Origin of the sequence: Herbaspirillum seropedicae (genome assembly GCF_001040945.1) — a bacterium.
GTDB classification, from domain to species: Bacteria; Pseudomonadota; Gammaproteobacteria; order Burkholderiales; family Burkholderiaceae_D; genus Herbaspirillum; species Herbaspirillum seropedicae.
The window spans coordinates 831,538-858,306 of sequence record NZ_CP011930.1 but is presented as its reverse complement, the minus strand read 5'-3'; the positions used below and the strand labels follow the sequence as shown (position 1 = coordinate 858,306).

Genomic DNA, 26,769 nt, shown 5'->3' with positions numbered 1-26,769 from the left:
TGCCGCGCAAGCAGCCAAGGCAGCCTGCGCGGCGTTATGCGAGCGGACTCAGGCAGAGACCGTACCGTCCTCGCGGGCTTGTCCCGGATCGTTCTGGCCGAGCAATCCATCATGCTTGCCGGTGACGGCCGCTTCGATCTTCTTGAACAGCTCGCCGCCATTGGCCATGTAGGCCTGGGCGGCGGCCTGCACCTCGGGCGGCACCTGTTTGGTATTGCCGTCCTTGTCGGTGAAGTAGCCGGTCTGCGCCATCTGCAGCATCTGGTCGGCCGAGATCAGGCCGATGCCGTTGTCCTTCTGGTACTTCTCGATGGTGTTGACGGCGGTGGAGTCGGACGGCAGAGTACGTCCGCCGAACTGCGTCGGATCGTAGCCATTGTTGTTGCCGTTGCCGACACCGTAGTTACCGTTACCGTTACCGTTGCCGTTGCCATTTCCATTGCCGTAGCCCGGCGCGATGGTGCCGTCCTTGATTGCTTCGGTGAAATCGACCTGGCTCAGCTTGCCGTCATGCTTGCCGTTGAGGGCCGACTCCAGCTGCTTGAACAGCTCTCCGCCATTGGCCATCATGGACTGCGCGGCGGCCTGCACCTCCGGCGTCACCTGCTTGGTATTGCCGTCCTTGTCGGTGAAGTAGCCGGTCTGCGCCATCTGCTGTACCTGCTCCGAGGACAGCAGATCGATGTTGTTGTCCTTCTGGAACTGGTTGATGGTCTTGGCCGCGTCGTAGCCGCCCGGCAGATTGCTGCCGCCGCCGAATTGTGAGGGATCGAGACCGAAACCAAAACCGTTGCCGTTGCCGTTGCCGAAACCGAAGTTCCCGTTACCGTTGCCGTTGCCATTCCCGTTGCCATAGCCCGGCGCAATGGTGCCGTCCTTGACCGCCTCGGTGAAGTCGACCTGGCTCAGCTTGCCGTCATGCTTGCCGTTGAGGGCCGATTCGAGCTTCTTGAAGAGTTCGCCACCGTTGTCCATGAAGGCTTGCGCGGCGGCCTGCACCTCCGGCGGCACCTGTTTGGTATTGCCGTCCTTGTCCGTGAAGTAGCCGGTCTGCGCCATCTGCTGCATCTGTTCCGAGGACAGCAGATCGATGTTGTTGTCCTTCTGGAACTGGTTGATGGTCTTGGCCGCATCGTAGTCGTCCGGCTGGTCCTTGGAGACATGACCGTTCATCAGCGCCTGCAGGATGAAGTCCAGCGGCAGGCCGGGCTGGTAGGGCGTATTGCGCTGACCGGGCGTGTTGGACAGGCTGCCGTCCTGCAGCGCATCGCTGTAATCGACCTGGCTGAGCAGACCATCATGCTTGCCGTTATGGGCGGACTCCAGCTTCTTGAACAGTTCGCCGCCGTTGTCCATCATCTTCATGGCGGCCAGCTGGACCTCCGGCGGCACCTGTTTGGTATTGCCGTCCTTGTCGGTGAAGTAGCCAGTCTGGGCCATCTGCTGTACCTGTTTCGAGGACAGCAGATCGATGTTGTTGTCCTTCTGGAACTGGTTGATGGTCTTGGCCGCGCCCGATTCGGAAGGCAATCCATTGCCGCTGCCGCCACCGGCGCTGGCCTGTCCCATCATTTCGCGCAGGAGGTTCTTGAGCACATCCGGAATATCCAGGCTGTCCAGGAAACTGTCTCCCTGCTGCCCCGGCGAATTGCCGAACAGATGGATATCGCCATATTCCTGCGACTGCTGATTGCCGAAATTGAACAGTCCCGGCGGGGCGCCTGGCCCATCGGTGACATAGGTCTGGGTAGTGGTGATGGTAAAGGTTGTCGACATGCGGATCTCCATAGATTGGGCTCGAACTACAACGGCGCCGCGCTACCGCGCGTTACCTGCGGAACTCGACGTTGCCTGTCGACGACGTGCGAAAAGACAGGGATAGCGGACTCGATGGATGAGTGACAGCGCGGGTTCATTAGTTCCGGCGCGCCTCGCCGGCGCTGCCGCCGCTGCCAGCACAGCGCAAGCGCCCGGCCGTTCCTTGCGAAACGCCGGGCGCTGCGGGCAGGATGAGCGACGGCCGCAGCCGCTCCTCAGATGGAGGCCTGGGCGGTGTCTTCGGCCTTCTTCATGAACTTGGCGAAGATGGCGACGTTGTCCACATTGGCCGCCGCCGCATTGGTCGCCTCGACCGTGCGCACAGCCTGGCTGGCGGCGCGCCGCACCGACAGGCGCTGGCTGATCGAGGCATCGGATGTATTGGGCAGGTTCTGCATGCTGGTCCTCGCGACAGGAAAGTCCCCGCTTTGCCGCGCAGCCTGCGCAGCAGCGGCGGGATTACTGCTGATCGTTGATGTTCTTTGCCATGGTGCTGAACACTTTGAGCTTGGCCAGCGAGGTCGCCTGCTGGGCCACCCAGAGCTGGAATTCCATGGCCTGTTCCGATCCAAGCTGGGCGCTCTGCACCGAGGCATTGGACGGGTCCTGGCGCATCGACGGATTGCCCGTGGCCTGCGTCGCATTCATCTGCTGTTGAAAAGTGGACATAGAGGAGCATCTCCCGTAAGTAACAAAGACAGAAACCGCCGAAGGTGGCCTCACGCGCTGCCAGGTCGGCGGAACCGGATAGCCTGCAATCCGGTTCCGCCACCCTCCTGCACGAACTGTTTCTTAAATGTTCTGCATCGCGTAGTCGCGGCCCTTCTTGTCAAACTTCACGTAGGTGTTTGCCGCGTCGACCATGGAGCTCATTTGATTGCCAAACATAATGTCGCCGGTTGCCTTCAATGCGCCTGCGCCGGCGGCTGCGTTGTTCATGCTCATAGAAACCTCCAATCAGATAGAAAATTAAGAAATACCGCACCGCACCTTCAGCAGTCCGGTCCCCCTTATGTGGGCACGGCGGCCACGACAGTTCCACCGCTGCACGGCAATCACCACGGCGCTGTCCTTGTGCGCATGGAACCAGGACGCAACGCGCCGTTACCCACGTTGGCAATACCCCGCGCTCTCTGACGCTGAGCACGCCTCTCCCATTTATCTTTCTGTAAGGATCGAGCATGAACATGAATGTCACTTTCACCGGCGGATCGACCGGTCCGCTCGGCGGCGCCGACACCCCCTCGCAAAGCCAGATCGATGGCTTCAAACAAGGCTTGCAGGGCAAGTCCAACGAAGACCTGATGAAGGGCCTGATGGACCCGAACACGGCGCAATGGCAGAAGGACGCCATCATGCAGGAGCTGCAGAACCGCGCCGATAAGAGCGGCGGCTCGCAAGGTGCTGGCGGCGCTGGCGGCGGCGGTGACGACGACATCCAGAAGCTGCTCAAGAAACTGATGGATGGCAGCATCTCGGACGAAGAACTCAAGAAGCTGGCCGGCCTGATGGGCATGAAGCCGGAAGACCTGCAAGCCATCAAGGGTGCGGTCCAGGGCGAGGGTGTGGGCGAACAGCAGGGCGATATCAGCGGCGGCTGACCCCGCGCTTATGATGCATTCTCTGCATCATCTTCATCCTCTTCCTCATCACTGATCCATGCCCCGCCTCGTGCGGGGCATGTCCGTTTCAGGGGGAGATGTGCGAACGGCATCAAGGGCGAACGCAGGGAAGAGGAAGAACGGAGAACAGGAAAGGAAACACCCCTGGAATGGAGGTGGAGCGGACTGGAATGATTAGAACCCATTTCATAAATAGGCGTGAGATGCGTTCTAATAATCCGGATCAGCGCCGCGCACAAGACCGTGCAAGCAGGCCCGGCTAGTCCAGGAAATGATCCTTGCGCCAGCGCATGGCCATGCCGGCGAAGAGATGCAGCAACTCCAGAGTGGATTCGGTGGGCTGGTCATCCCGCAAGGGAAAGCGGCACATCAGCGTAATGTGCTGCTGCGCCGCATCGCAGGAAAAGACCGGCGCGCATACGCCGAAGAGATGGGATTGGGTTTCCAGCAGGCGCAACAGGATGCGGTCCCGGGACGCCGTGGGCAGTGCGCCGAAGGTGCAATGCATGACGACACTGTCGGGCGCCAGCACGCCACCATAGAACAGGATGAAATCGACATCGTCGATGCAGAGCTGAACCGCCTGGTGCATGCCCGGTGCGGCCTCGATGCCAAGCTGGCGGTACAGATCGGTCACCAGCGCCCAGTAGCGTTGTATCGACATCCCCTTCTTTCTTCTTATGGCGCCTGCTTGCAAGCGGACGCCGGAACAACGTGTCTCCGCCCCGGCGCGCACCGGGGCGGAGACCCACGGCATCAGTTGATATCCGTGTTTTCCTTCTTCTTATCACCGCCACCTAACAGACCTTCGACACCTTTGGACAGGATGTCCAGACCAAGCGGTTTCGCCAGAGCACCGAGAATAGGCAACATGATGTTTTCTCCAAAAGAGTGGTTGGGACTAATCTGTGGTCGCCAGAGCGGGCTTGGTTCCCAGCATCAGGCGCGCGGCGGCGACAGCAATGCGCAGATCAGATTGTCGCCCTCTTCCGCATAGGAGCTGGCGACGGTGGGATCCCACCCAGGCTGGCCAAGATTGGAAATGCCGGCCACCACCAGATACTGGGACATCAGCCTGCGCTCGTCATGACTGCTGCCAGAGCCCGACAGATTACGCCGCGAGGCCGACATCAGGTCACGCACTTCCATGGTCGTGCCCATGGCCACATTACCGGCGATGGCGCTGCTCACGCCCACCGGCGCCAGTTGGTAAGCCTCGTTGAGCAATGCGGCAAAGGCTTGCTCGGCCCGCGCTCGCAGTTCCTGGACGTCGCCGGCGAAACGCGGGTCTTGCGCCAGCTTGTCCAGCATGTCGCGATTGAGCGCATTGCCTTGGCTGACCGATGGCGGTTCGAACGGCACGAGAGGCGCGTCGACCACGTCCTCATCACGGGTGGCCGCCGCCTCCAGCGAGGCTTGCTTCATCGAGGCGAACAGGCTCTCCATGATCGCCCCGATATCCTCCGGCTCAGGGCCGGACCGGGCCTTGTCTTGCATAGTGCCCCCTTTCATGTAGACGATACAGTCCGACGGCCGGACTGGCCGGCGGGTCGGACTGCATCGGAAATCAATCGAAATTCAATCGGATCAGGAATCAGGTGCGCGCCGTTCTGCGCACCAGTGCCTGACGATCGCTGGCTGCGCGCACGACCTCATCGTCCATCACTTCGATGACGAAACCTGGCTGGTCCTGCGCTGCGCCCCTGAACTCTGTCTGAGCGTGCGCCTTGGCCTGGCCTGGACGCCGCGCATCGGTCGCGCCGCCCGGATCGACCAGACTGAAGCGGCCATCGGCCTGCTGGTGCAGCAGCTTGGACGAGACCGGCCCGCCATCGGCGGGGTAAAGAAACACCGAGCGCATATTGCCGCCGTCCTGGGCCGGTTTGGGATCGCCCATGGCGATCTGGTCTCCCACCCTGTTTTGCACCCAGTTCCAGTTGCGCTGGGTGGCGGGCTCCCAGGTCTTGCAGGTGTGGATGCCGTTGGCGCCGGTTTGCCAGTCCGTTCGACTCATTGATGCACCCTGTGCACCCGCTGCACCCGACACCGGGACCAGCACATGCCAGCGCTCCTTGCCCACCATGGCGCTGACCATGCTGAGCTTGCCGCTGAACGACTGGGACGACAGCGTGTGCGCACCGGGCGGAAACAGCTGTTGATAGACGTTGAGGTCATGCTGCCTGTCCGGCTTGTCCACACTTGCCGTGGTCGCGTTGTGGACTGCATCCTGCAGGTACTCTCCGGCATGTTCGCGCAGGCCCTGCATCAGGCGCTGGAATGCGCTGCTGTTTTTCAGCGAGGTCGTCATCTTCTGGAGATGCGGCCCCATTTTTTCCATCGCCCCGGCCAGCCTGGGATTGGCGGAGAATGCCTGCGCCATCTTCTCGGGCGTGCATTTGCGCAGCAGTGCGCCGAACTGCGAAACCGCAGAGCTAACGCTCCGGGCGACGGGCGCGAGCGCCTTGGTGACGGCGGCCGCAGTGGCGGGATTGAAAGCGATGACTGGAAAGGCCACGTCCATTTCTCCTGGAAGAACGCAACGCAGGGCCGCGCCGCAATGTCTTTCTGTCGTCTCTGTCGGCCCTGCGGTTCCATCCCGTGCTGCAGGCGGATCGCGGAACCGCGCCCTGTTCCTGCCCCACCCATCCTTGTCCGCGTGACGGCCTGGAGCGGTCGCGCCTTCTCCAACGTATCGATATAGCCCTCATGAACCATTTCATCGGCCACGCCCTGGCCCGCCCCGGGGACGATCATCACACGCTGTCATCCGCCTTTTTGCGCCGCCTCTCGCAGGGCGCCGGACACGCTATCGTGCGCGGCGCCGGCATGCAGGTATGGGACGCGCATGACGCCTGCCTGCTCGACGGCGTCTGCGGCCTGTACGGCAATACCCTGGGCCATGGCCATGCGGCGCTGGCGGCTGCGGCAAGGCCAATGAGCCTTCCTGCTGCCGACCCGCTAGCCGCGCAGCTGGCGCTGAACGCGGCCTTGTCTGCACGACTGAGCGCCGCCGGTGCTCGGGTGCTCAGCGCCAGCACCCATGAAATCGCCTGGCAGGCCATGCTCCGCGCCGTGCGCCACTACTGGACGGCCGTCGGCCAGCCCGACCGGCGCCTCATCATCACTTGCCATGACGGTGAACCCGAAGCCGCTGTATCGGGACGGGGCCGCCGCAGCGCGCCGGAGGACAGCCTGCGCATCGCCGCGCCCGACTGGTTTGGCCATGACGGCTATCTGAACGAATATGAATTCGGGCTGGCGGCGGCCCGCACACTGGAACAGCGCATCCTCGACCTGGGCCCGGAGCATGTCGCCGCCTTCGTCGCGCACGCCTTTACCGGAGCCAGCGGCCTGCTGCATCCGCCCTACAGCTATTGGCCGGAGATCCAGCGCATCTGCAGCCGCCATCACGTACTGTTGTGCATCGACGAAGGCATCGGTGGCTGCGGTCGCACCGGCAAATGGTTTGCCCATACGCAGTTGCGTTTCAGCCCGGATATCGTCCTGCTGGCGCAGGGGCTGACGTCGGCCCTGGCCCCGCTGGCCGCGCTGGTGCTGTCACCGCCAATGGCGGACACGCTGGCTGCCGTCGAGGGCGCCCTTCCCGTTGATGGCCGCATCGACCAGGCCGACCCGACCGCAACGGCCATCGCCCTGGCCAACCTGCGCGCGCTGGACGAAGGCGGCCTGGCGCGCCAGGTCGAGCACGATACCGGTCTGTATCTCCAGCACTGCCTGCGGGAGCGTTTCGACAACCATCCTCTGGTCGGCGACATCCAGGGCAACGGCATGCTGGCGGCCCTGCAACTGTCTCCCGACCCCGCACGCCGGGCGCGCTTCGCCGATGAAGCGGCGGCGGGTATCGATTGCGCCCGGCAGGCGCTGGCGCAGGGTGTGCTGGTGCGAGCATCGGCGGCGCGCATCCTGCTGGCGCCGCCGATGATCGCCACCCACGCCGACATCGACGGCCTGGTCGAGCGCTTGGGCGCTGCGGTCGATGCCAGCGCCCGCAGGATGCTGTAGCGCGGAACCAGCCTGCTGCGGCGTGCCACTCATGCTTATCCGGCAGCCGCACGGCTGTGTAACCTGGGAGGCCGCCATGAGAACGACCAACATCGCCGATCAAGATCAGACCCTGCCCCTGTGGGGACTGGTGAGACTCACAGGCAGCGAACTGCCTGGCGACGACAGCCACGTCACCTTCTACCTGCGCACCGCAGAGGAGAGCGGAGTGCTGGCTTTCGCCTCCGCCCTGGACGCCGAGATCTATCGCCAGCACCTGTTGAGCTGCGGCCTGTCCGGCTGGCAGCGCGCGCCGCTGGAACAGATCGATCTGGAGCGCGTCCTGTCCGGCCGCCCCGAGCACCAGCGGCGGCTGATGCTGGCGCTGGGGTTTTCCGCTTCCGACACCCAGGCGCTGCTGCAGGATGACCAGCAATTGCTGATCACGCCGCTCTTGCCGCTGCCCATCAACATGCGCCATACCTTGCACGGCATGTCCCGCTTGGATATCGAGCAGGATGTCTTCGATTTTGTCGAGCAATGGTGGAGCCGAGTCGGCGGCGACCACTACGGCCATCTGATGCGCATCACCGCTGGCTGGAGCGACAGCCGTCTGGCGCAAAGCGCGCATCATGCGCTGGATCGCGCCGCCTTCGCCAACCTGCGCTGCTTGCGCGAGCAATGGGGCAGCACCGGCTGCGGGGACGAATGCGCGGTGTTTTCCCCGGACACCAATGCCTGGCGGTTTTCCAATCTGTCCGGAGCGCGGGTGCGGGCCTTGCACTGAATCGCGGCGCTCATGCCCGTAGCAGATAGGGCGACAGAAAGATCAGGGAACGTGGAACCGGCAGGCCGCCTGCGACATTCATGAACATGGCAGGCGCGACAATCTCCGGTTTGTTGTCGAACGGCGTGCCGGAGAAGGAATTCCCCCGTTTCGCCTCCGGCACATGACCGCGCTTCCCGCCGAACAGCCCGTTCAACAGGCGCTCCGTTCGGCGGCAAGAAGGAGAGCGACGTTCTGCCTGGTCAGGCGCCTGACCGAAATAGCGCAAGCGGCCGCGGCGGAACGTCGTCGCGGCCGGTTCCCCGGCCACGCGCCGACATACGAGAGACCGGCCCCTTGCTGACAAGGCTCGTGGGGACATAACGGCCGGACCAATACCGTTGGACTGTCTCACCCTCCTGCAATCAACACCTTCAATCAGAATCAAAAAAAACGCTGCGACGGATGTCTTCGTCGCAGCGTTTCCCTGATGTTGAAAACGGCATCAAGCCAAGACAATGGCCCGAGCGGCCCTCGATCAATGGATGTGTTGGTGCCAGAACGCTTCCATCTGCTGGTATTTGCGAATCACCTGCTTCTGGGCGGCGTCGTAGATGCGCTGGGCTTCGTCGGCTTCGCGTTTGATCTCGGCCACGGTCTTGTCCTTGAGCACCACGGCTTGACGCTTGGCCGCCGCGGCTGTGGCCTGAACCTGCCTGCGCGCCGCCTCGGCCTGGGCCTCGATTTCCCGCTTGGCAGCCAGCGCCTTGGCTTCCACCTCACGCTTGGCGCGTACCGCGGCATCCTCTACCGCGTGATAGCCGCTGACGATGCGCGCTCGCGCACGGTCGTAGGTACGTACCGTATAGTCCTTGATGTCCCGGGCATCCTCGGCCATATCCGCCGCGCGATCGCCGACGTGGCGCTCGACCAGCTCAGTGATCTTGCGTGTGGCCGAGTCGCCTTCGCCCTGCAGAAAAACATGACGGAAGCGCGCATAACCTCCAGTCAAAAAGATCGGTTCGTGCTTGCCCATCACCCGGAAGCCCGCCCGTGAGTCATGCACGTAATCTTCAAACAAGGTCACGCACGCGGCCGGAGGCATCGGGTCGCTGCACATGATGTCGTAGAACTTCTTTTCTTGCGCCGTCAGCCTATCCTTGGACGGTCCCATCAGCATCCCGGTCAGTGGCGACACCCGCCGCACATACTTCTGGGCCATCTGCCCCATGCGTTGATCGAGATTCAGGCTGGCGCGCTCACGCCAGTCACGGATCATTTTCCCCAATTCCACATCTGCTTCGAGCATGTCCTTCTTATCGGAGGTACCGGCATCCTGGTAGAAGCGCTTGCCCAGCATCAAGCCGCCCTTTCCTTCATGCAGGGAGCCCCGCCAGCGCAGGTACTGGCGCGTATGGGCTTCGGTATATTCCCGGATGCTGCCGGCCTTGATGCCATTGGTCGCCAGCCAGTCGTTATAGCTCTTGATCAGACGTGGGTCGGTGGCATAGCTGGCCGACAGGGACGGGTCCGCGTTAATCTCGCCGGTAGTCCATAAGGGAACTCCCGCCTTGAGCGCGGTGAAGTGCATATCGATCAGGGGAATCTGCGACAGATGCGGTGACTTTCCCCAGGAAGGCATGGATTTTCCCTGTTCGCCGGGGAAATAGCCGCCCCCGATGTCTGAGTGCATCCCGGGATAGCCTACGTTGGTCCACCCTGTCGAGGATTCCAGCGGAAAGCTCGCCCGCTGTTCATGCAATGCCACGAAGTGGGCGCATTGCTCCACTGCGGGCGGCACGCTCTGGGTCTTGTCAGCCCAGGCCATATGGCCAAACGTCACCGGCGTGACATCGCCGATGCCAACAGCAGCCACGGTGTCGAATACCCCCAGGAAACCGATGCGGATCGGAATACCTGCCAGTTCAAATGCGCCTCCGGATGGCGTGAACAACTCATGCAGCCAATGGCAACATGCACGCGCCTCGGCCGCGCCGCGTGAAAAACCGAACACCGAAACGTTGATCTGCACCACCTTGCGCTGACTGCTCTTGACCGCCGTGGCCAACTTCTGCATGAAGGTCTTGTACATCGCAAGCCGTCGGACCTTTTCCGGCGCCGTGGTGAGATAACCCGGCACCGTCCATTCCCCTATCTGCCAATCCGGCGGCATGGCATTGACGTTCCCGTTCTGCAGCATCTGCATGCTCATGAGATTGACCAGATCCCTCTGTTCATTTCCGGAAAACAGCGATCCTCCAGTGGCGTAACTGTAGACCGCGTTGAGCAAGGAAGTAATGCCCCAGTTGATGCGATCAGCCCCCATGTAACCGAAACCGCTGCCACCAATGTCGGTGCCCAGCTTGAAGGTGTCGCCGATCTCGGCGAAGGGCGTGCCTACTCCCTGCATGTAGACGCGGAAGAAGCCATTGTCCGGATCATCGATATAGGCGTCGAACAAGCGCGCCACGTTGCTGTGCTTGTTGCGCTGACGCTGGTTCTTGGTCTGCCCATCCTCGACCCACTTGTCGTTGTTGCCGGTGCCGTCGAAGAAGAGTCCGGTAAACAGTTGGCCTTTGCATTCGGTCTGGCCGCGCGCGCGCAGGCAGCGCATGGCCTTGGCGCGCTGCAGGGCTTCCTTGGCGGAGAACTTGCGGTGTCCGTCGATGGGCACCGGACGCCCGGTATAAAGCATGCTCACGATACGACTCCTGATCTATCCTGGTTTATCTGGCAGCAGGTTTGAGCTCGGCCTCCCTGCCCTTGAGCGGATAGTCGGGATGCCAGAGCGCATAACGGGTGACGAATATCTTTACCTCGCCATCGCGCAGGAAATGGACAGAGAGGTGCCCGGCCTGTTCGCGTGTGTACTCGGGAATGGGGACTTCCTTTGCAATGTCGTACTTTTCGCCGGAACTGCGGTAGACCTCAGCGGTGACCTTGGCCGTCAGGCCAGGCTGCCATTTCTCGGGAATAGAAACGCAGCAGATCATGCTGCCGCCGCCGCTGCCCGCATGGAGGTATCCGCCACCGCTCTTGCTACCGCCTTTGACCTGGACATCGAAGTTGGCAATGCCGTCAGTCATGTGGTTGTAGGGCACCAGGTTGAGCGTCATCCTGGCCGCAGGCGCTTCGGCATTGCTGCAACCGGAGACGATGGCCAACATCGCCAGCGCCACGATACTCAGCAACCCGCTGAGATTGAACCGGGGAATTCTTATCATCTTTCTTGTTGCCTTTCCAAGGCGAGGTTGACAGCCGCGAGCGGTCGATGCGGTTCGACGGTGCGCCTGGTGATGCGATCAAGAGGAGGCGCACACCATGAGACGCACAGCGGCACTGCTTTTCTATCGGCCTTTTGCATAGGCGCTGTTATCCCACAATGGCGTGCCGCTATCGTACACACTCTGCGGCAGTCCGATCATGGCGTCACTGAACTCATCCGCAGAAGCGGGCGGATGTTCCATCACTTTCTTGAATTCCGGCCGCTCGACGCCCTTGCCGGAGGTGTACAGCGCGACCAGTACGTAGGCGGTCTGGCGGTCAATATCGCGCAGGCCAGCAGCGGCGGCGCGCTTCTGATACTGCGCGACGAAACGCTCAAGTTGTTGCGGATCGACCAGCGCGGTTTCATCCGGAATGACGAACTTGAGATGATCTACCAAGGCCTTCAGATCCGGGTTGGTCTGTGCCCGGGCAGAGAAAGTGCTCAGGCACAGCAACAGGGCCAAGCCCATTGCCAGCACGGCCTGCAGCAATGCTGTGCGCCTCATCCAGTGTTCATGCGACATGCGCGTTCTCCCCTCATGGCGGTATGGAGCATGTTCATCCTTAATGTTCATCCTTATCGGCCCTCTGCTCAGTGAAGGACGGACTTCAATTCGACATCCTTGCCCTGCAAGGGATAATCCGGATGCCAGGTCGCCAGTGACGTGACAAAGACCTTGACTTCACCGTTGCGCAGGAAATGGATATCGAGATGTCCCGCGTCCTTGCTGGCATATCGAGGCAGCGGCACTTCCCGGGAAATGGCCTGCACGACGCCGGCGCCGTCCTTCCAGCTGGCACGCACCTGCACGGTCAGCGTCGGTGTCCATTGCATGGGGACCGAAGCGCAGCAGATGTCGCCGCCTCCCTCCCCCTTGCCGACAAAGCCGCCGGCAGCACGCTGGCCTCCTTTGAACTGGAATTCGAAATCATCGATACTGTGGTCGGTATGGTTGTATGCCCCGAAATCCATCGTATAGTTCTCCCCGCGCGATTCTGCGTCCTTGCAGCCGATGAGCATGGCCAGCAACAGCAAGACAGATATCGAGGCGCGCGCCTTCGCTGATAAAGCCTTCATTCCACGCTGCTCGCCGCTTCCTGCTCCCACAGCGGCGCCCCCGCTTCCCACACCTCTTCCGGCATGGCCTGGATGGCCTCATAGTAAGCGTCCAGGGAAGCAGGCGGATCGGCCATCAACGCCTGCATCAACGGATGCGCCGTGCCACGGCCGGAAGTATAGAGCGCCAGCAGCACATATTGGGCCTGGCGATCGATATCATCCAGACCCGCCGCCACGGCCTCTTGCTGATACTTCGCGACAAAGTCCAGCAGCGTGCGCGGTGCGAGCTTGCGGGTCTCGTCCGGAATGACGAATTTCAGATGATTGACCAGGGTATCCAGATCGCCCGCATCGACCAGCAAGCCAAACTGCTGATCATCCAGTGTCACTAGCGGCTGATCCAGCGGCGGCGGCGCGCTCGGCGGTCCGGCTTCGCTGGCCTGATGAATGGTCTTGGCCTCGCCGAAGCGATCGACATAGGCGATGCTGAACATGCCGCCCGTGAACAAGCTACGTTGTTCCGGCGTCAGCGCCTGCGCCCAGATGGGCAGGATGCGCGTATCGTACCAGCGCATCATCATGGCCTGGCCGTCGCTGAGGCCCACCTGGTGGAAATTGCGCAGATGCGCTGCGAAGGCCTGCAAGGGCAAGGGGCTCTCATACCAGCTCAGGCACGGCGCGCTGAAGGCCAGTTGAGATATCCATGAGGCCAGCCGTTCGCGCCGCGGCGCATCCAGCCCGGACAGGCTAATGAGCAGCGGGGCAATCTCGGGCAGCGCCTCTTCACGCTTGCCGTCGAACAGCGAAGCATAGGGCAGCCGCATCGCCTGCAGCTTCAGATGGCTGCCTTCAGCCTGGGCGCTGTCCAGCAGCAGATAGGCGCCATGGCCGCGGTCAGCGCATTCCAGCGCCCAGGCCTGCAGGCCCAGCGGATCACCCTGGTCCGCGCTCATACCAGCACTCCCGGCGCACCCTGCTTCATGGCATTGAGGATGCAGTCCTTGCAGACGCTATTGGGCATCTGGGGCAAGGGCAGCGTCTTGGACACGGGGCCGGCGAACAGCTTCTGGGCGGCATGAATGGTCAGCTTGCCCGGACACTGCACGGTGATGTTGCCACCCTCGATGGTGATGTTGGCCCCGCCGGCGGTGGAGAGCGTGATCTTCTTGGCGGCGGCCCAGTCTACGCCGGCATTGGCGCTGATCACGCGGACCTGGTCGCGTGCCTGGACGGTGAGTCCGTCCGCCTGGGCCTGTACGTCGATGTTCTTCTGCGCGGCGATCATCTGCAAGCCAGTGCCGCCCTCGCCTGCCGCCATCGCCCCGGCCAGCACGCCCAGCGCCTGGCCGCTGCGCAAGCGATACTGGTTGCCGGCGACCTGCTGGCTGTCGGCGCCGGAGAGGAGATTGACCGTCTCGCCATTGGCCAGCTGCATGTGCTGCCCGGCCACGGCGCCCAATCCCTCCTTGGCCGCGATGCCGATCAGCGCCGCGGTGCTGTGCGGGAGCTTGCTCTCGCCGGTTTGCGTATTGGCCGCTGCCACGTCTGCGCCACTGTTCTCGGGCGAACCATCGACCATCCCGGAGGCCGCCACGCGAATGGCTTCCAACGGCGCGGCACTGTCGTTGATGGTGCTGGCGCTGGCCTGGGTCGGTCCCAGATGGCTGGCCAGGCCGACCGTCTTGTGGGTGAGCGTGGCCTCGTTGAAGGTCTTGCCCAGCAAGGCGGCCTGCTTGAGCAAGGCCATGCCGCCGACATTGTCGCCGGCCGGGTCACGGGAGGCGGCGTTCTGCTCGATCTTGTAGCTGGAGAACAGGATGCCGCCGCCAGCGCGCAGCGCGCCATAGGCATCGGTACGCAACTCTGCGCCGGTGCCACGGAAGCTCCCGCGATAGTTGTCTGCGGTGTGGATCAGGTGACCGAGGTTGAGCTCGCTGCCCGACTGGGTGGTCTTGAGCTGGATGCGCCCTTGCGCATCGGTATCGTCGAAGACGATCTGGTTGTAGCCCGAACCGCCGAATTCCTTGGAGCGGATACCCCATTGCGCGGCAGTGTTGCCGTGGCCATCGCTGTCCTGGCTGCCGCCGTGCCAGGTCGGTGCATTGCCGCCGGCCAGGTTGCCCTGGCCGCTGGCCTGCAGGTCGGTGGCGCTGGTGAAGGCGCGGGCAGGATCGTCGCTGCCGGCCTGCGCAGTATCGCCGCCGGGCGTGGGCGCAGCGGCGCCCTCGCCACGGCCGTTGTAGAGCGCGCCGACGATGACGGGCCGATCGATATCGTCCTCGATGAATTGCACCAGCACCTCCTGGCCGATGCGAGGAAGGAACTGCATGCCCGCGCCACCGCTGGCTGCGCGTTGCGCCACGCGCACCCAGCAGGTGGCAGCGGCGTCATTGTTGCGGCCCTGCCAGTGGAAGCGGATGCGCACACGCCCCAGGCGGTCGCAATGGATCTCGCCGGCGCTGCTGGCGCTGGTCTCGCCCTGCGGCCCCACCACGATGGCGCTCTGGCTGCCGCGCGCGGTGGCACGCGCGTGCAGGCGCAAGCCGGTGCCATCGGCCAGCACCGGGCGCCAGATCACGTCGGCGCGAATCGCCTCGAAGGCATTGGCATACCCCAGCTGGCGGGCTTGCGCGATCACCCCGGCAATGTCGGTCTGCCCCAGCAGTTGCAGAGAGTCCGGGCCGGACTGGCCGTGCAGCAGCGACTGGCCTTCTTCGCAGGCGGCCACGCAGTCTTCCAGCAAGGGTGGAATCGGGCCGAACAGTTCGGCCAGGCCTTCGGCCGCATCCTTGGGCAGATTGTTGACACCCACGCTCATCACCGACAGCACGGCGTATTGCCGGGGCGCGCCATCCTGCGCAGCGGACAGGCCCAGCGGACCGTCGGCCAGCGTAAAGCGCGTGCCGGGACGCAAGGTGCGCACGGTGCTGCGCGCCTGCCAGAGCTTGTTGCGGGCTTCACTGGCCTCCAGGTGCAGGCGGGCATAGTGATCGGCCTCGGCCGCATCGGTATAGGCATACAGGCCTGGACTGTCATAGCTTTCCAGGCGGGGGGCGTCCTTGCCGCCGAATTCGTGACGGGTGGGCAGGCTGGTGGCCACCGCCTGCTTGCTCTTGTAATCGTAGGACAGCAAGGTGAACGAGGCCGGCTGCAAGGCCCGGCGCGCGGCCAGCGCCTGGATGCTGTCCTGCTCCTCGCGGGCGGTACCGGCGTGGAAGCGGATGCCGCTGCCGCCGAGCGGACTGGTGCTGGTGAGGTCTTCGGGGAAGGCGCGCGGCGAAGTCGAATCGGCGAACAGCACCAGCCGATGGCCGGATGCTGCGTCGGCAGATTCCTCCACGCGCCATGACAGGCCCTCGGCGGCCAGCAGGCGGCTGACGAAGGCCAGATTGCTTTCGCGGTACTGGATCGTATAGCTGCGCGGCTGCACCTGCTGCATGAAGGGCGCCACCTCATCCGTCCAGGTCCAGGCGGCGTGGGGCGCATAGTCGGCAAAGACATCTTCGACGATGTCGATGACGGTCTTGTCCTGCCACACCCGGCTGTTATGCGACTGCGAGAGCAGCCAGACCCAGGGCACGATGCGCAAGCGATAACGGGCCAGGCCGCCCTCACTGCCGAGCTTGGCGGCCTCGTTGACCAGCCCCGAGAACTGGGTGCGGCTGCCATCGGACAAGGTCGTCACCAGGGTGGCGCGCTGCCCGATCAAGGACTTCAGGCGCAGCCCGGCGTCCAGGCTCAGGACGATGACTTCGCGCAGCCCGACCGCATGCAGCCCTTCCGAGGCGGCAAATGCCTCCACCAGCAATTCGCCAGCGGGCGCGGCGTCGCCCAGCGAGAGGCTGTAAAGGCGACTCGCACCGGTGAATTGCATCAGTTGCGTCAGCAGGTCAGACATGGGTCACAAGCTCTAAGTAAGACGCCCGGCGGCCAACAGGCTAGCGGGCGCGGCACGGCAGTTCAGCGATGGGTCGGGGTGCTTCAGTTGGGGTTGGAATTGGCGACCTTGCAGGCGGCATCGGTATCCCAGCGGCCCGAACAGATACGCCAGCGACACAATTCGCCTTCGATGAAACCAAGGGCATGGCAGCGTTGCAGCAAGGATTCCGTGCTCTCCTTGCCAGAGCGCTCGACCACGTCCACATTGCGGCCGCCTGCGTGCTTGGCCGGGGCGCTCGTATCGCCCTGGGCCAGCTTGCGGCTCGATGCGCCTGCTGCGCTGTCGCGCGCCTGGCTCTTCCTGTCCGCCTCCGGCGTGCGCGCCACCAGCGCCTTGATCAGATCGACATCGCTGTCATTCTTGGCCTCGGCGGCCTTCTTCCTTTTCTCTTCACGGGCGGCCTGCTTGGCGGGCTTCTCCGGCTTTTCCGGCTTGGCTTCCAGGGCGTTCTTCAGCGTGGAGGGAGGAGGCTTGACGCCTTCTTCCAGCGCATTGGTCAGCTGGGCCTGGCTGGAAGGCGGGGCAGGCGGCTCAGGCTGGGCGCTACCGGGACCGGTGTCGTTGATGACTGCGGTGTCGGCGCTGGCCGCTGGCGGCGTCGATGCCGAGGGCGCGGCCGAGGCCAAGTTGGGGTTGGGGTTGGGTTCGGCCGCCGCCAGCGGGGCGACCGGCTTGGCCTCTGGCGCGGCCGCCACGGGGGCGCCAGATTCGGAGCGGCCATTCAACACCAGCGCACCGGCGCCGATCAGCAACAGCAGCAGCACGGCCACGGCGGCGATACGACCGCCCTTGCCACGCGCGGCAGGGACGCTGGCGCGGCCGGAGGATTTGGTATCCGAGATGGAATTGAGGATGCGAACTTCGTCCGCCCCGGGCGTATCCGAACCGGACAGCAGGCTCGGTCTGGTGGATGCAGGTTTCTCTTGTTTCGGGGGCTGCAAGGCCGTACTCCTGTGTTATGCAACTCGCAAGAGTTGTTGGATTTTTTATTGATTTCCTGTTACTGCTTGTTCATGCGATTGCGCCACCCTCCGTCCACTGCCGCAGGAGCGCGGCCAGTACGAAAAAAGAGATGCCGCATTTTTCCCTTGAGATCGTTTTTTGCCTATCGCCCGCCGTTCTGCTGCGCTTTACAGCGTCTTGCAGGATGGCTGATGCTTTTTTCACGTCCCGTGATGCACGCACATTGCACTTCCTCGCCAGCCGCATGGCTGGCATCATCGCCATCGCAAGCGATGCATTCAAAACACGATGAAGTGTTTGCAGGGACATCAGCGATGCTCAAGAGTTCCCGCGCACCTCATCCGCAGCAACGTACATCACGGTTACGTGATTACAGCATCGACGGACTTTGTTGCCTTTCAGTCAAGTGCGAGTCAAACCCGCAGAGGACGCGCAAGCCGGTTGCAGGGCGACCGTTGGCCACGCCCGCCGCCCCATCGTTGTCAGGCAGATAAGCCAGCCAGCAGATTTCACGCAAAATCGGAGGGCGCATGCGAACTTCATCAGTGGCCAAGCTGTCGGAGCCTGAAATGAATGGGATCTTGCCGATACTGACTGTCTGGCTTCCGGGGTGATGCAAAATACTTAGCGATATGACGGGGTACGCAGAGGGCGAATCCCTATTAGATAGTTATTAATTGATAGTTAATCCGCCGTTGCCGATCAATCGGCGTTCGCCCAGAAATACGCTGCCCTACGCAAGGTTTTCTTCCGGCGCTACGGTGGACAGAATAAAGACAGAATAAAAAAGGGGATGTCGTGCTGTTCCTCCTAATCATCTTCTACCTGCTCGTCACCTGCTTCGCCATGTGGCTGCTGCTGTTCCCGTCGGGCAGAGAACTCACGCTGGCCTTCCTCAACAGCCGCATGGCCAGCCTGAGGCAGCGCTGGGACCGCTGGAACAGGAAGGGCGACGCCGTCCTTGCCGGGACTGCCTCGGGCATCAGGCATTCATTTTCCGCCAGCATCGGCTACGTACGCGGTAATTACGTGATCGTCGGCCTTGTCCTTCTGTTACTGATAGGTCCGGCAATACTTGCTTTTATGTTAAGCGGCAAATCCATGCTCGGCGGCTTCGAGCCTGCCGATCGCGTGGCCAATGCGCAGATCGCGGAACTTTTGAAGGGCGAGCTACTCGTACCACCGCCTCCTCTGCCGCCGGACATGTTCACCACTGCAGAGGTTGTCCAGGTCAGGCCGATGCTGGTCGATGCCAGCCGTAACTGGCAGCTGCTCAATCCTGAATATGCGCAGCGCCTGCTTCTGGTCTTCAAGATCATGAAAGAAAAATACGGTATCGAGATGGCGCTCATCGAGGGTTACCGCAGTCCCGAACGGCAGAACATGCTGGCCGGCATGGGTGGCAACGTCACCAATGCGGCGGCCTTCCAGAGCTATCACCAGTATGGCCTGGCCGGTGACTGCGCCTTCGTGCGCAATGGCAAGCTGGTCATCAGCGAGAAGGACCCATGGGCGATGGAAGCCTACCGCCACTACGGAGAGGTAGCCGAATCGGTGGGACTGACCTGGGGCGGGCGCTGGAAACTGATGGACTTCGGCCACACCGAATATCGCCTCCCGGGCGTCATGAAAAAATAACTTTTTCTGCACGGGCCCGCCGCCGTCAACGGCGGGGCCGGCAAGAGAATCAGGTTGTCATCACATGCAACAACGACAAGGGGAACAGCAATGAGCCAGCCGGTCATCGTGCTCGGAGACAAGACCTCCCACGGCGGCACCGTCATCCAAGCCAGCGGCGTGACCATGGTCGGCGGCAAGCAGGTGGCGCGGGTTGGCGACAAGGTCAGTTGCCCCAGACACGGTTCCACCACCATCGCCAGCGGCGATCCGACCATGATCATCGATGGCGCGCCCGTGGCGCGCGATGGCGACAAGACCGCCTGCGGCGCAGTGCTCATTGCAAGCCAGGCGACGACCTCCGTTTGAACGCAGTGCGGCAAGGGCACAAAGAACAATAAAAGGTGGATGCTGATGGGAACATGGATCAAACGCAGCCTGTTCGTCTGCGCTATTTTTGCAGTGACCTGGGTGATGTTCATCGCCTACTGGTCCGGCTCCAACCACATGCCGGACATCAGCGATGTCATCCTCTTCCTGCTGGTGCTGCCGGTCTGCTTCCTGCTGCTCGTGTGGGGCGTGCGCAAGCTGCGCCTGAGCCTGGCCGCAGCGGCCGCCGCCCGCCAGGCCGCCGCTGCCCAGACGCCCGCTCCTGAAGCGCCGGCCACCCCGGCCCACCATGTCGAACGACACTGGACGCTGGTCATCGCCGCCAGCGCCCTGCGCTCCCCGCAAGGCGACGACGCCGCCACCCTGCTCTCCCAGTTGCAGAAGCAGGACGCCCGCCTGGATCTGGACCCTGAACTGACTGACCGCCAGGGCTTCCCCATCCTGGCCGGCCGGATCGGCGCGCTGGATGTGGAAGGCGCCCAATCCGACTACCTCGCCTGGCTGGAAGCCCAGTCCCCCGAAGCCGCCCAAGCCCCCACCCTGGCGACCGGCCACCTGCGCACCCTGGCGCTGGCGGCCGACATCACCCGCGAACTGGGTCAGCGTCTGCTGGCCCATCCTTTCCTGACCCAATATCTCGAGGCCCCTGCGCATCAGCGCGAGGCCGTCGGCCTGCCGCAGGTCCATCTGCTGGCCTTGCTGCCGGCGCGCTGGGAGGGTGCGCAGCGCCTGCAGGCGGCGCAATGGCTGGGCGACCTGCTGGCCCAGGAGGGCTGGCCGCGCGAAAAGATCACGGTGCTGCCGGTGATTGCGGGAGAGTCGGTGCATCCCATGCTGCATCTGGATCGTCTCATCGCCACCAGCCGCGACGTCAACGCCAAGCAACCGACCTCGCAGCTGACCTCGCCTTACCTGGCCGTGGCCGTGGCCGCCGAATCCTCCCTCGACGACGCCATCGTCGAAGAATGGGAAACGCAGCAACAGCTGCTGTGCAGCAGCGCCAATACCGGCAAGTCGCCCGGCGAGGGCGCTGCCGGGCTGATCCTGGCCGACGCCACCCAGGCCATTGCGCTGGGCGCCGATACGCTGGTGCTGTTGCATCGCGCCGCGGTCGGTCGCAAGGACAAGTCAGCCGATGCGCCCGGCCGCATCGAGGGCGAATTCCTCTCCCGGCTGGTGCAGGGCGCGCTACAGGACGCGGGCGTCGCCCCCGCCGCCATCGGCCTATTGGCCACCGACAGCGATTATCGTGGCAGCCGCACCGAGGAAATCATGAAGATGGGCTACGACAGCCTGCCCGAGATCGATCTCGGCAGCCAGTGCGTGAAACTGGGCGCCGGCTGCGGCGCGGCAGGCGCGGCCACCGTGATGAGCGCACTGGTGCTGGCCCACAGCGCCAGCGAAGCATTGGGACAGGCCGCGCTGTGCGTGAGCAATGACCACGCCCATGAACGCGCGGCCATGGTCGTGCGTCCCCAGGATTCCCCCAGCACCGTATCAACGCCAACCCCGGAAGCGACGGCGGCCCCAGCTGCGACCGCATAAAAATAACTCTTACCAAGAATCGCCACCATCATGCAACGACTCTGGCACTTCCTCAGCGATACCCGCACCCTGGTCATCATCGGCTTCGCCGCCCTGGCCGCATTCCTCTTCATCGGCGCCAGCACCCTGGAGCTGGCCCTGACCTGGGCCGCCGTGATCCTGGCCATCGCCCTGCTATGCTGGCTGGGATACTGGCTGTACCGGCGCTGGAAGGTGCGGCGCGCCGCCGGCAAGCTGGGCGAAGTGCTGGAACAGCAAGCCACCCAGTCGGTGGCGGCCAGCAGCGACGGCGCCCAGCGCGAAGAAGTCGCCGCGCTGCGCACCCGCATGCTGGAGGCGATCAACACCATCAAGACCTCCAAGCTGGGGCAGAAGTCCGGTTCGGCCGCCCTCTACGAGCTGCCCTGGTACATGGTGATCGGCAACCCCGCTGCCGGCAAGAGCACCGCCATCGCCAATTCCGGATTGCAGTTCCCCTTCGCCGACAAGGGCGGCAAGATCGTCCACGGCGTGGGCGGCACCCGCAACTGCGACTGGTTCTTCACCACCGACGGCATCCTGCTCGATACCGCCGGCCGCTATTCGGTCTATGAAGAAGACCGCAACGAGTGGTTCAGCTTCCTGGGCCTGCTCAAGCGCTATCGCAAGCAAGCGCCGATCAACGGCATCATCATCGCGGTCAGCATCGCCGAACTGACCGGCAACCGTCCCGAATTCGCCATCAACCTGGCCAAGAACCTGCGCCAGCGCGTGCAGGAGCTGACTGAAAAGCTGGAAGTGTTCGCCCCGGTCTATGTGGTCTTCACCAAGGCCGACCTGATCACCGGCTTCAATGAATTCTTCCTCGACACCGAACGCAGCGAGCGTGACCGCGTCTGGGGCGCTACCCTCGCCTACGACCGCAAGCGCAGCGGCCAGGAAGTGGTCAGCTTCTTCGATGAACGTTTCGACGAGCTCTACGCCGGCCTCAAGGAGATGAGCCTGGCCAGCATGTCGGTCAAGCGCGGTGAAAACATGGCCCCGGGCGTGCTGACCTTCCCGCTGGAGTTTTCCTCGATCAAGGGCGTGCTGCGCTCCTTCGTGGCCACGCTGTTCGAAGAGAATCCCTTCCAGTTCAAGCCGGTCTTCCGCGGCTTCTATTTCACCAGCGCCGTGCAGGAAGGCGCCACCGTGAGCGCCTCTTCGCAACGCATCGCCGACCGCTTCGGACTGGCGCTGGAACACAAGCCGCAACGCGAGATCTTTTCCCAGCACGGCTTCTTCCTGCACAACCTGTTCAAGCAGGTGATCTTCGCCGACAAGCAGCTGGTGGCGCAGTACACCAGCCGCACCAAGATCCGCATGCGCTATGCCACCTTCTTCGCCGCCATCGCCATCCTGGGCGTGCTGCTGGGTGGCTGGAGCTGGTCCTACATGGGCAATCGCCAGCTGCTGGCCAATGTGCAGGCCGACATGGACAAGGCCGTCAAGCTGCAGGAAAAACGCCTGGACCTGCAATCGCGCTTCGAGGCGCTGGAAATCCTGCAGGACCGCATCGAACAGCTGGACCGCTACCGCGCCAGCCGTCCCATCTCAGTGGGCATGGGTCTCTACCAGGGTGATCTGCTGGAACGCAAGCTGCGCGAGGAATACTTCTCCGGCATCAAGGAAATCATGTTGAAGCCGGTGGCCAGCAACATCGAGAGCTACCTGATGGAAGTCAACGCCAATGCCGCGCGCCTGGAGCCGATGTCGCGTCCGCCGCAATCGGGCGGCATCACGCCAGTGGCCGACAATGGCGCGCAAGCCGCCAGCGCGCTGCGCACCTACAAGGACAGCTCGGCCACCAGCGTCGAGGATGCCTATAACGCCCTGAAGACCTATCTGATGCTGGCCGACAAGTCGCGCGCCGAATCGAGCCATCTGAACGACCAGATCACCCGCTTCTGGCGCGGCTGGCTGGAAACCAACCGTGGCACCATGCCGCGCGAACAGATGATCCGCAGCGCCGAGCGCCTCATCAGTTTCTCGCTGGAACAGATCAACGATCCTTCCTGGCCGACCATCGACAACAAGCTGACCCTGGTGGACCAGGCCCGCGAAAACCTGCGCCGCGTGGTGCGCGGCATGCCCGCGCGCGAACGCGTGTACGCCGACGTCAAGGCCCGCGCCGCCACCCGCTTTGCTTCCATGACGGTAGCGCGCATCGTCGGCGACAAGGACCGCGAACTGGTCATGGGCAGCTATGCCATCCCCGGCACCTTCACCCGCGACGCCTGGGAGAAATTCGTCCAGGAAGCCTTCAAGGAAGCCGCCAACAAGGAACTGCAGAGCGCCGACTGGGTGCTCAAGACCTCAGCCAAGGATGACCTGACGCTGGAAGGCAGCCCCGAGCAGATCCAGAAGGCCCTGGTGACGCAGTACAAGACCGAATATGCGCGCGAATGGCAGAAATTCCTGCAGGGCGTGAGCATCGTCGAACTGCGCAACCTGGACGACGCCACCAATGCCATGAACCGCCTGGGCGATCCCATCACCTCGCCGATGAAGAAGGTCATCAACACCGTCTATGACGAGACCTCCTGGGACAATCCCTCGCTGGTGGACGCCGGCCTGGCCAACGCCAAGAGCGGCTTCATGGGCTGGTTCAAGGAAACCATCCTGCGCCGCTCCCCTGCCCCCGCGCCGACCCAGTTCAACGCCGATGGCACGACCGCCATCCCGATGGGTCCAGTCGGCCGCGAATTCAGCGGCGTGGCGCGCCTGGTGGTGAGCAAGGACAAGAACGGATCGCTGCTGCAGACTTATCTGGACAACCTGTCCAAGCTGCGCACCCGCCTCAACACCATCAAGAACCAGGGCGATACCGGCCCCGGCGCCAAGCAGCTGATGCAGCAGACGCTGGAAGGCAACGGTTCCGAACTGTCCGATTCGCTCAAGTTCGTCGACGAGGAAATGCTGCCCGGCCTGAACGACCAGCAGAAGACCGTGCTGCGTCCGCTGCTGGTGCGTCCGCTGGTGCAGGGCTTCAACGCCCTGGTGCGGCCGACCGAAGGCGAGGTCAACAAGATCTGGCGCGCCCAGGTGTACGAACCCTTCCAGAGCAATCTGGCAGCCAAGTACCCGTTCTCGCCCAATTCCAAAATCGAAGCCAACAGCGGCGAGATCGGCACCGTCTTCGGCGAGAATGGCGCCATCTCCAAGTTCGTCACCACGGCCATGGGTCCGCTGGTGGTGCGCCGTGGCGATACGCTGTCGCCGCGCAAGTGGGCGGACATGGGCATTAACCTGTCACCGGCCATTACGAGCAACTTCGCCAGCTGGATCAGCGCCCCGGGCGGCGGCGGCGATGCCAATGGCGGCGCCAACAGCGCCCAGACCGTGTTCCAGATCCAGCCGCAGCCCGCGCCCGGTGCCCTGGAGTACACCATCGAGATCGACGGCCAGCAACTGCGCTACCGCAATACCCAGGCGCAGTGGACCAACTTCATCTGGCCCAATCCGCAGGGTACGCCAGGGGCCCGCGTGACGGCCCAGACCTACGACGGCCGCACCATCGAAGTGGCCAGCCAGCCCGGCCGCTTCGGCCTGGAGCGCCTGATCAACTCGGCCCAGCGCAAGCGCAAGGACAACGGCGTCTTCGAGCTGTCCTGGACCAATGAGGGCGTCACCGTGGTGGTCAACCTGAAGATCATCAGCAGCGCCGAAGTCTCAGGCACCGCCAACGGCCCTGCCCGCGGCACCGCCAGCCTGCGCGGCCTGAAGCTGCCGGAGACCATTGCTGGGGGAGCGCCTGCGCCCGTCCTCGCCCCTGCTCCTGCCGGCGCCGCTGGCACTGCGCCGATGCAGCCGGGGCAGCCGATGGCGACCGACGCTGCAGCCCCCCAGTCCAACAATCAACCAACCATTACAGGGGTCAAGCAATGAGTGCAACCGGCACCCCCATCAAGGTCGGCTACTTCGGCAAGATCCCCACGCGCGGCGATTTCATCAAGGCCACCGACAACGCCTCCCTGATCACGCTGCTGGACAACTGGCTGGCGCAGACCATGGAAATGCTGGCGCGCGATCCGCGCTGGAAGATCATCTATGACGGCGTCAAGCCGCTGCATTTCGTGGTCATGGGCCCGCGCAGCCGCCGCGCCGTCGCCGGCCACCTGCGCGCCAGCAGCGACCAGTCGCAACGGCGCTTCCCGTTCATCTCGATGAGCGCCATCGAGGTCGAGGATCCCGGCGCCTTCGTGCGCAACGGCCCGCTGATCCTCTCGCGCCTGTGGACGCGCCTGGAGACGCTGACCAACGGCGTGCTCAGCGCCAATGACCCCGCCGCCCCCTTGCAGACCCTGGCCACGACCACGCTGGAGCTGGACATCAACAGCGCCGGCTACAACGCCGCCTTCGCCGACTTCCTGGACATGCAGACGCTGGGCGGCCTGCAACAGATGCTGGAGCAGGCCGGCTTCACCGGCACCCCGCGCCAGCTGCTGCTGGCCCTGGGGCTGCTGCTGCAACCGGTGATGGCCAGCACCTCCAGCCGACTGGACAAGAACCTGATCCTGCCGCTGCCGCGCGACCCGATGTACCGCGCCCTGGTGGCCAGTTTCTGGATGAACCTGATCACGCCTTTCCTGAGCCGTGCCGATTTCGAACTGGCGCTCTTCCTCACCATCCTCGATGAGCAGCCCAGCATGATCCTGGGCTTTTCCGGGGCCTCGCCGCGCACCCTGCATTCGGTGCTCGACAGCCAGGCCGGAGCCGAGCACAACATCGCCTTCGACCAGGCCGACTGGATCGAAGAACATGTCAGCAGCGACTACGGCATCCAGAAGCTGTCGAGCTATCTCTCGCACCCCGGCCTGTCGCTCAAATCGGCACTCGACTCATTCCGCGAAGCCTTCATCGGAGCCTGAACCTTGGATACGTCCTTCTTCCCTTCCCTGCGCCGGCCCGCCTGCGTATTCGCCGCGGCCCTGCTCTGCAACCTCGCCAACGTCGCGCTGGCGCAGAACGCCGCGCCCCCCGTGGCCACGCCCGCCCCCGGCCAGGTACTGGTCACCGGTACCGTCCCTGACGAAGCCAGCAAGGCCGCCGCCCTGGCCCGCCTGCGCGAAGTCTATGGCGCCGACCGCGTGGTCGACCAGATCGCCGTGGGCCAGGTAGTGCTGCCGGCCAACTGGAACAACCATGTGCAGAGCCTGATCTCGCCCAATCTGAAAGCGGTCAGCCGCGGCCAGCTAAAGATCGACGGCACCACCGTCTCCATCACCGGCGAGGTCGCCAACGAAGCCCAGCGCCAGCAGATCGCCAGCGACATGGCCAGCAGCCTCAACTCGTCCTATACCGTCAACAACGGGCTGCGCGTGTCCACCTCCGAGCAGGGCCTGCTGGATAACGCCCTGGCCAATCGCGTCGTCTCCTTCGAAAGCGGACAGGCCACCCTCACCCCCGAGGGCAAGCGCATCCTCGACGAGATCGCCGCCACCATGCTCAAGCTCAAGGGCCGTCATGTGGAAATCATCGGCAACACCGACAACGAAGGCCTGCGCGCCAGCAATATCTCGCTGTCGCTGGCCCGTGCCGATGCAGTCAAGGCCTACCTGGGCGCCAAGGGCGTCGACGAGAGCCTGCTGAGCACCTCTGGCCAAGGCCCGGATCGCCCGGTGGCCTCGAACGCCACGGCAGAGGGGCGCGCAAAGAACCGCCGCATTGAATTCCGTATCGCCAAGTAAGACGGCACTGCGTATGTAAGCATTAGTTATTAATTAATGAGTTGGTAGTTAGTAATTAGTAGTGATTAATT

25 protein-coding genes are annotated in these 26,769 nt (G+C 63.5%); 9 read left to right on the top strand and 16 right to left on the bottom strand.

The window, feature by feature from the left end:
* Positions 1–48: 48 nt before the first annotated feature.
* From ACP92_RS03885 to ACP92_RS24480, 4 genes are all read right to left on the bottom strand, one after another.
* The gene (locus tag ACP92_RS03885) at positions 49–1,776 is read right to left on the bottom strand and encodes a hypothetical protein (RefSeq protein ID WP_041310158.1); all 1,728 of its coding nucleotides are present in this window, start codon (positions 1,774–1,776) and stop codon (positions 49–51) included.
* A gap of 257 nt (positions 1,777–2,033) precedes the next feature.
* Positions 2,034–2,216 (bottom strand): hypothetical protein, encoded by a 183-nt coding sequence (locus ACP92_RS03880; protein ID WP_041310155.1) that lies wholly within the window; start codon positions 2,214–2,216, stop codon positions 2,034–2,036.
* A gap of 61 nt (positions 2,217–2,277) precedes the next feature.
* Positions 2,278–2,487 (bottom strand): hypothetical protein, encoded by a 210-nt coding sequence (locus ACP92_RS03875; protein ID WP_041310152.1) that lies wholly within the window; start codon positions 2,485–2,487, stop codon positions 2,278–2,280.
* Between the two features lie 123 nt (positions 2,488–2,610).
* On the bottom strand, positions 2,611–2,763 hold the full coding sequence (locus ACP92_RS24480) for a hypothetical protein (protein ID WP_156181706.1): 153 nt from the start codon (positions 2,761–2,763) through the stop codon (positions 2,611–2,613).
* 236 nt (positions 2,764–2,999) lie between these two features.
* Here ACP92_RS24480 and ACP92_RS03870 point away from each other — a divergent pair, with 236 nt between their 5' ends.
* Positions 3,000–3,419, top strand: coding sequence for a hypothetical protein (locus tag ACP92_RS03870; protein ID WP_013232811.1), 420 nt, complete (start codon positions 3,000–3,002; stop codon positions 3,417–3,419).
* Between the two features lie 280 nt (positions 3,420–3,699).
* Here ACP92_RS03870 and ACP92_RS03865 read toward each other — a convergent pair whose 3' ends face one another.
* From ACP92_RS03865 to ACP92_RS03855, 3 genes are all read right to left on the bottom strand, one after another.
* Positions 3,700–4,104 carry a CesT family type III secretion system chaperone gene (locus tag ACP92_RS03865; protein WP_013232810.1) on the bottom strand — a complete coding sequence of 135 codons (405 nt, stop codon included), beginning with the start codon at positions 4,102–4,104 and terminating at the stop codon, positions 3,700–3,702.
* A gap of 275 nt (positions 4,105–4,379) precedes the next feature.
* Entirely contained in the window at positions 4,380–4,937 is a 558-nt protein-coding gene (locus ACP92_RS03860; RefSeq protein WP_013232809.1) for a hypothetical protein, read from the bottom strand.
* Between the two features lie 97 nt (positions 4,938–5,034).
* Entirely contained in the window at positions 5,035–5,961 is a 927-nt protein-coding gene (locus tag ACP92_RS03855; protein ID WP_013232808.1) for a hypothetical protein, read from the bottom strand.
* Between the two features lie 185 nt (positions 5,962–6,146).
* Here ACP92_RS03855 and ACP92_RS03850 point away from each other — a divergent pair, with 185 nt between their 5' ends.
* Positions 6,147–7,463 (top strand): aminotransferase class III-fold pyridoxal phosphate-dependent enzyme, encoded by a 1,317-nt coding sequence (locus tag ACP92_RS03850; protein ID WP_013232807.1) that lies wholly within the window; start codon positions 6,147–6,149, stop codon positions 7,461–7,463.
* 76 nt (positions 7,464–7,539) lie between these two features.
* Complete coding sequence (locus tag ACP92_RS03845) at positions 7,540–8,229, top strand: hypothetical protein (protein WP_013232806.1); 690 nt, start codon at positions 7,540–7,542, stop codon at positions 8,227–8,229.
* Positions 8,230–8,239: 10 nt separating this feature from the next.
* Here ACP92_RS03845 and ACP92_RS24475 read toward each other — a convergent pair whose 3' ends face one another.
* The 9 genes from ACP92_RS24475 to ACP92_RS03805 form a co-directional block, all read right to left on the bottom strand.
* The gene (locus ACP92_RS24475) at positions 8,240–8,425 is read right to left on the bottom strand and encodes a hypothetical protein (protein ID WP_156181703.1); all 186 of its coding nucleotides are present in this window, start codon (positions 8,423–8,425) and stop codon (positions 8,240–8,242) included.
* A gap of 321 nt (positions 8,426–8,746) precedes the next feature.
* Positions 8,747–10,822, bottom strand: a complete 2,076-nt coding sequence (locus ACP92_RS24025) for a T6SS phospholipase effector Tle1-like catalytic domain-containing protein (RefSeq protein ID WP_167578376.1) — start codon at positions 10,820–10,822, stop codon at positions 8,747–8,749.
* 112 nt (positions 10,823–10,934) lie between these two features.
* A complete protein-coding gene (locus ACP92_RS03835) occupies positions 10,935–11,432 on the bottom strand; it encodes a DUF3304 domain-containing protein (RefSeq protein WP_013232803.1) in 498 nt (165 codons plus the stop codon).
* 123 nt (positions 11,433–11,555) lie between these two features.
* Positions 11,556–11,999 (bottom strand): hypothetical protein, encoded by a 444-nt coding sequence (locus ACP92_RS03830; RefSeq protein WP_041310149.1) that lies wholly within the window; start codon positions 11,997–11,999, stop codon positions 11,556–11,558.
* Positions 12,000–12,067: 68 nt separating this feature from the next.
* Positions 12,068–12,553: a DUF3304 domain-containing protein gene (locus ACP92_RS24170; RefSeq protein ID WP_013232801.1), complete on the bottom strand. Its 486-nt coding sequence runs from the start codon at positions 12,551–12,553 to the stop codon at positions 12,068–12,070.
* The gene (locus ACP92_RS03820; protein WP_013232800.1) at positions 12,550–13,488 is read right to left on the bottom strand and encodes a DUF4123 domain-containing protein; all 939 of its coding nucleotides are present in this window, start codon (positions 13,486–13,488) and stop codon (positions 12,550–12,552) included. Before ACP92_RS03820 ends, ACP92_RS24170 begins: the two co-directional genes overlap by 4 nt.
* Entirely contained in the window at positions 13,485–16,433 is a 2,949-nt protein-coding gene (locus tag ACP92_RS03815; protein WP_013232799.1) for a type VI secretion system Vgr family protein, read from the bottom strand. Before ACP92_RS03815 ends, ACP92_RS03820 begins: the two co-directional genes overlap by 4 nt.
* An 83-nt stretch (positions 16,434–16,516) precedes the next feature.
* Positions 16,517–17,416, bottom strand: coding sequence for a hypothetical protein (locus tag ACP92_RS03810; RefSeq protein ID WP_232284897.1), 900 nt, complete (start codon positions 17,414–17,416; stop codon positions 16,517–16,519).
* Positions 17,417–17,486: 70 nt separating this feature from the next.
* Positions 17,487–17,747, bottom strand: coding sequence for a hypothetical protein (locus ACP92_RS03805; protein WP_156181700.1), 261 nt, complete (start codon positions 17,745–17,747; stop codon positions 17,487–17,489).
* Between the two features lie 489 nt (positions 17,748–18,236).
* Here ACP92_RS03805 and ACP92_RS03800 point away from each other — a divergent pair, with 489 nt between their 5' ends.
* The 6 genes from ACP92_RS03800 (at position 18,237) to ACP92_RS03775 (ending at position 26,698) form a co-directional block, all read left to right on the top strand.
* Entirely contained in the window at positions 18,237–19,076 is an 840-nt protein-coding gene (locus tag ACP92_RS03800) for a M15 family metallopeptidase (RefSeq protein WP_013232797.1), read from the top strand.
* 90 nt (positions 19,077–19,166) lie between these two features.
* Entirely contained in the window at positions 19,167–19,424 is a 258-nt protein-coding gene (locus tag ACP92_RS03795) for a PAAR domain-containing protein (protein ID WP_013232796.1), read from the top strand.
* A 45-nt stretch (positions 19,425–19,469) separates the two neighbouring features.
* The gene (locus ACP92_RS03790; RefSeq protein WP_156181697.1) at positions 19,470–20,990 is read left to right on the top strand and encodes a hypothetical protein; all 1,521 of its coding nucleotides are present in this window, start codon (positions 19,470–19,472) and stop codon (positions 20,988–20,990) included.
* A gap of 30 nt (positions 20,991–21,020) precedes the next feature.
* Positions 21,021–24,896, top strand: coding sequence for a type VI secretion system membrane subunit TssM (gene tssM, locus ACP92_RS03785; RefSeq protein ID WP_013232794.1), 3,876 nt, complete (start codon positions 21,021–21,023; stop codon positions 24,894–24,896).
* Positions 24,893–25,879, top strand: coding sequence for a type VI secretion system-associated protein TagF (tagF, locus tag ACP92_RS03780; protein WP_013232793.1), 987 nt, complete (start codon positions 24,893–24,895; stop codon positions 25,877–25,879). The genes tssM and tagF overlap by 4 nt, the downstream gene beginning before the upstream one ends.
* Positions 25,880–25,882: 3 nt before the next feature.
* Positions 25,883–26,698: an OmpA family protein gene (locus ACP92_RS03775; protein ID WP_013232792.1), complete on the top strand. Its 816-nt coding sequence runs from the start codon at positions 25,883–25,885 to the stop codon at positions 26,696–26,698.
* Positions 26,699–26,769 lie beyond the last annotated feature (71 nt).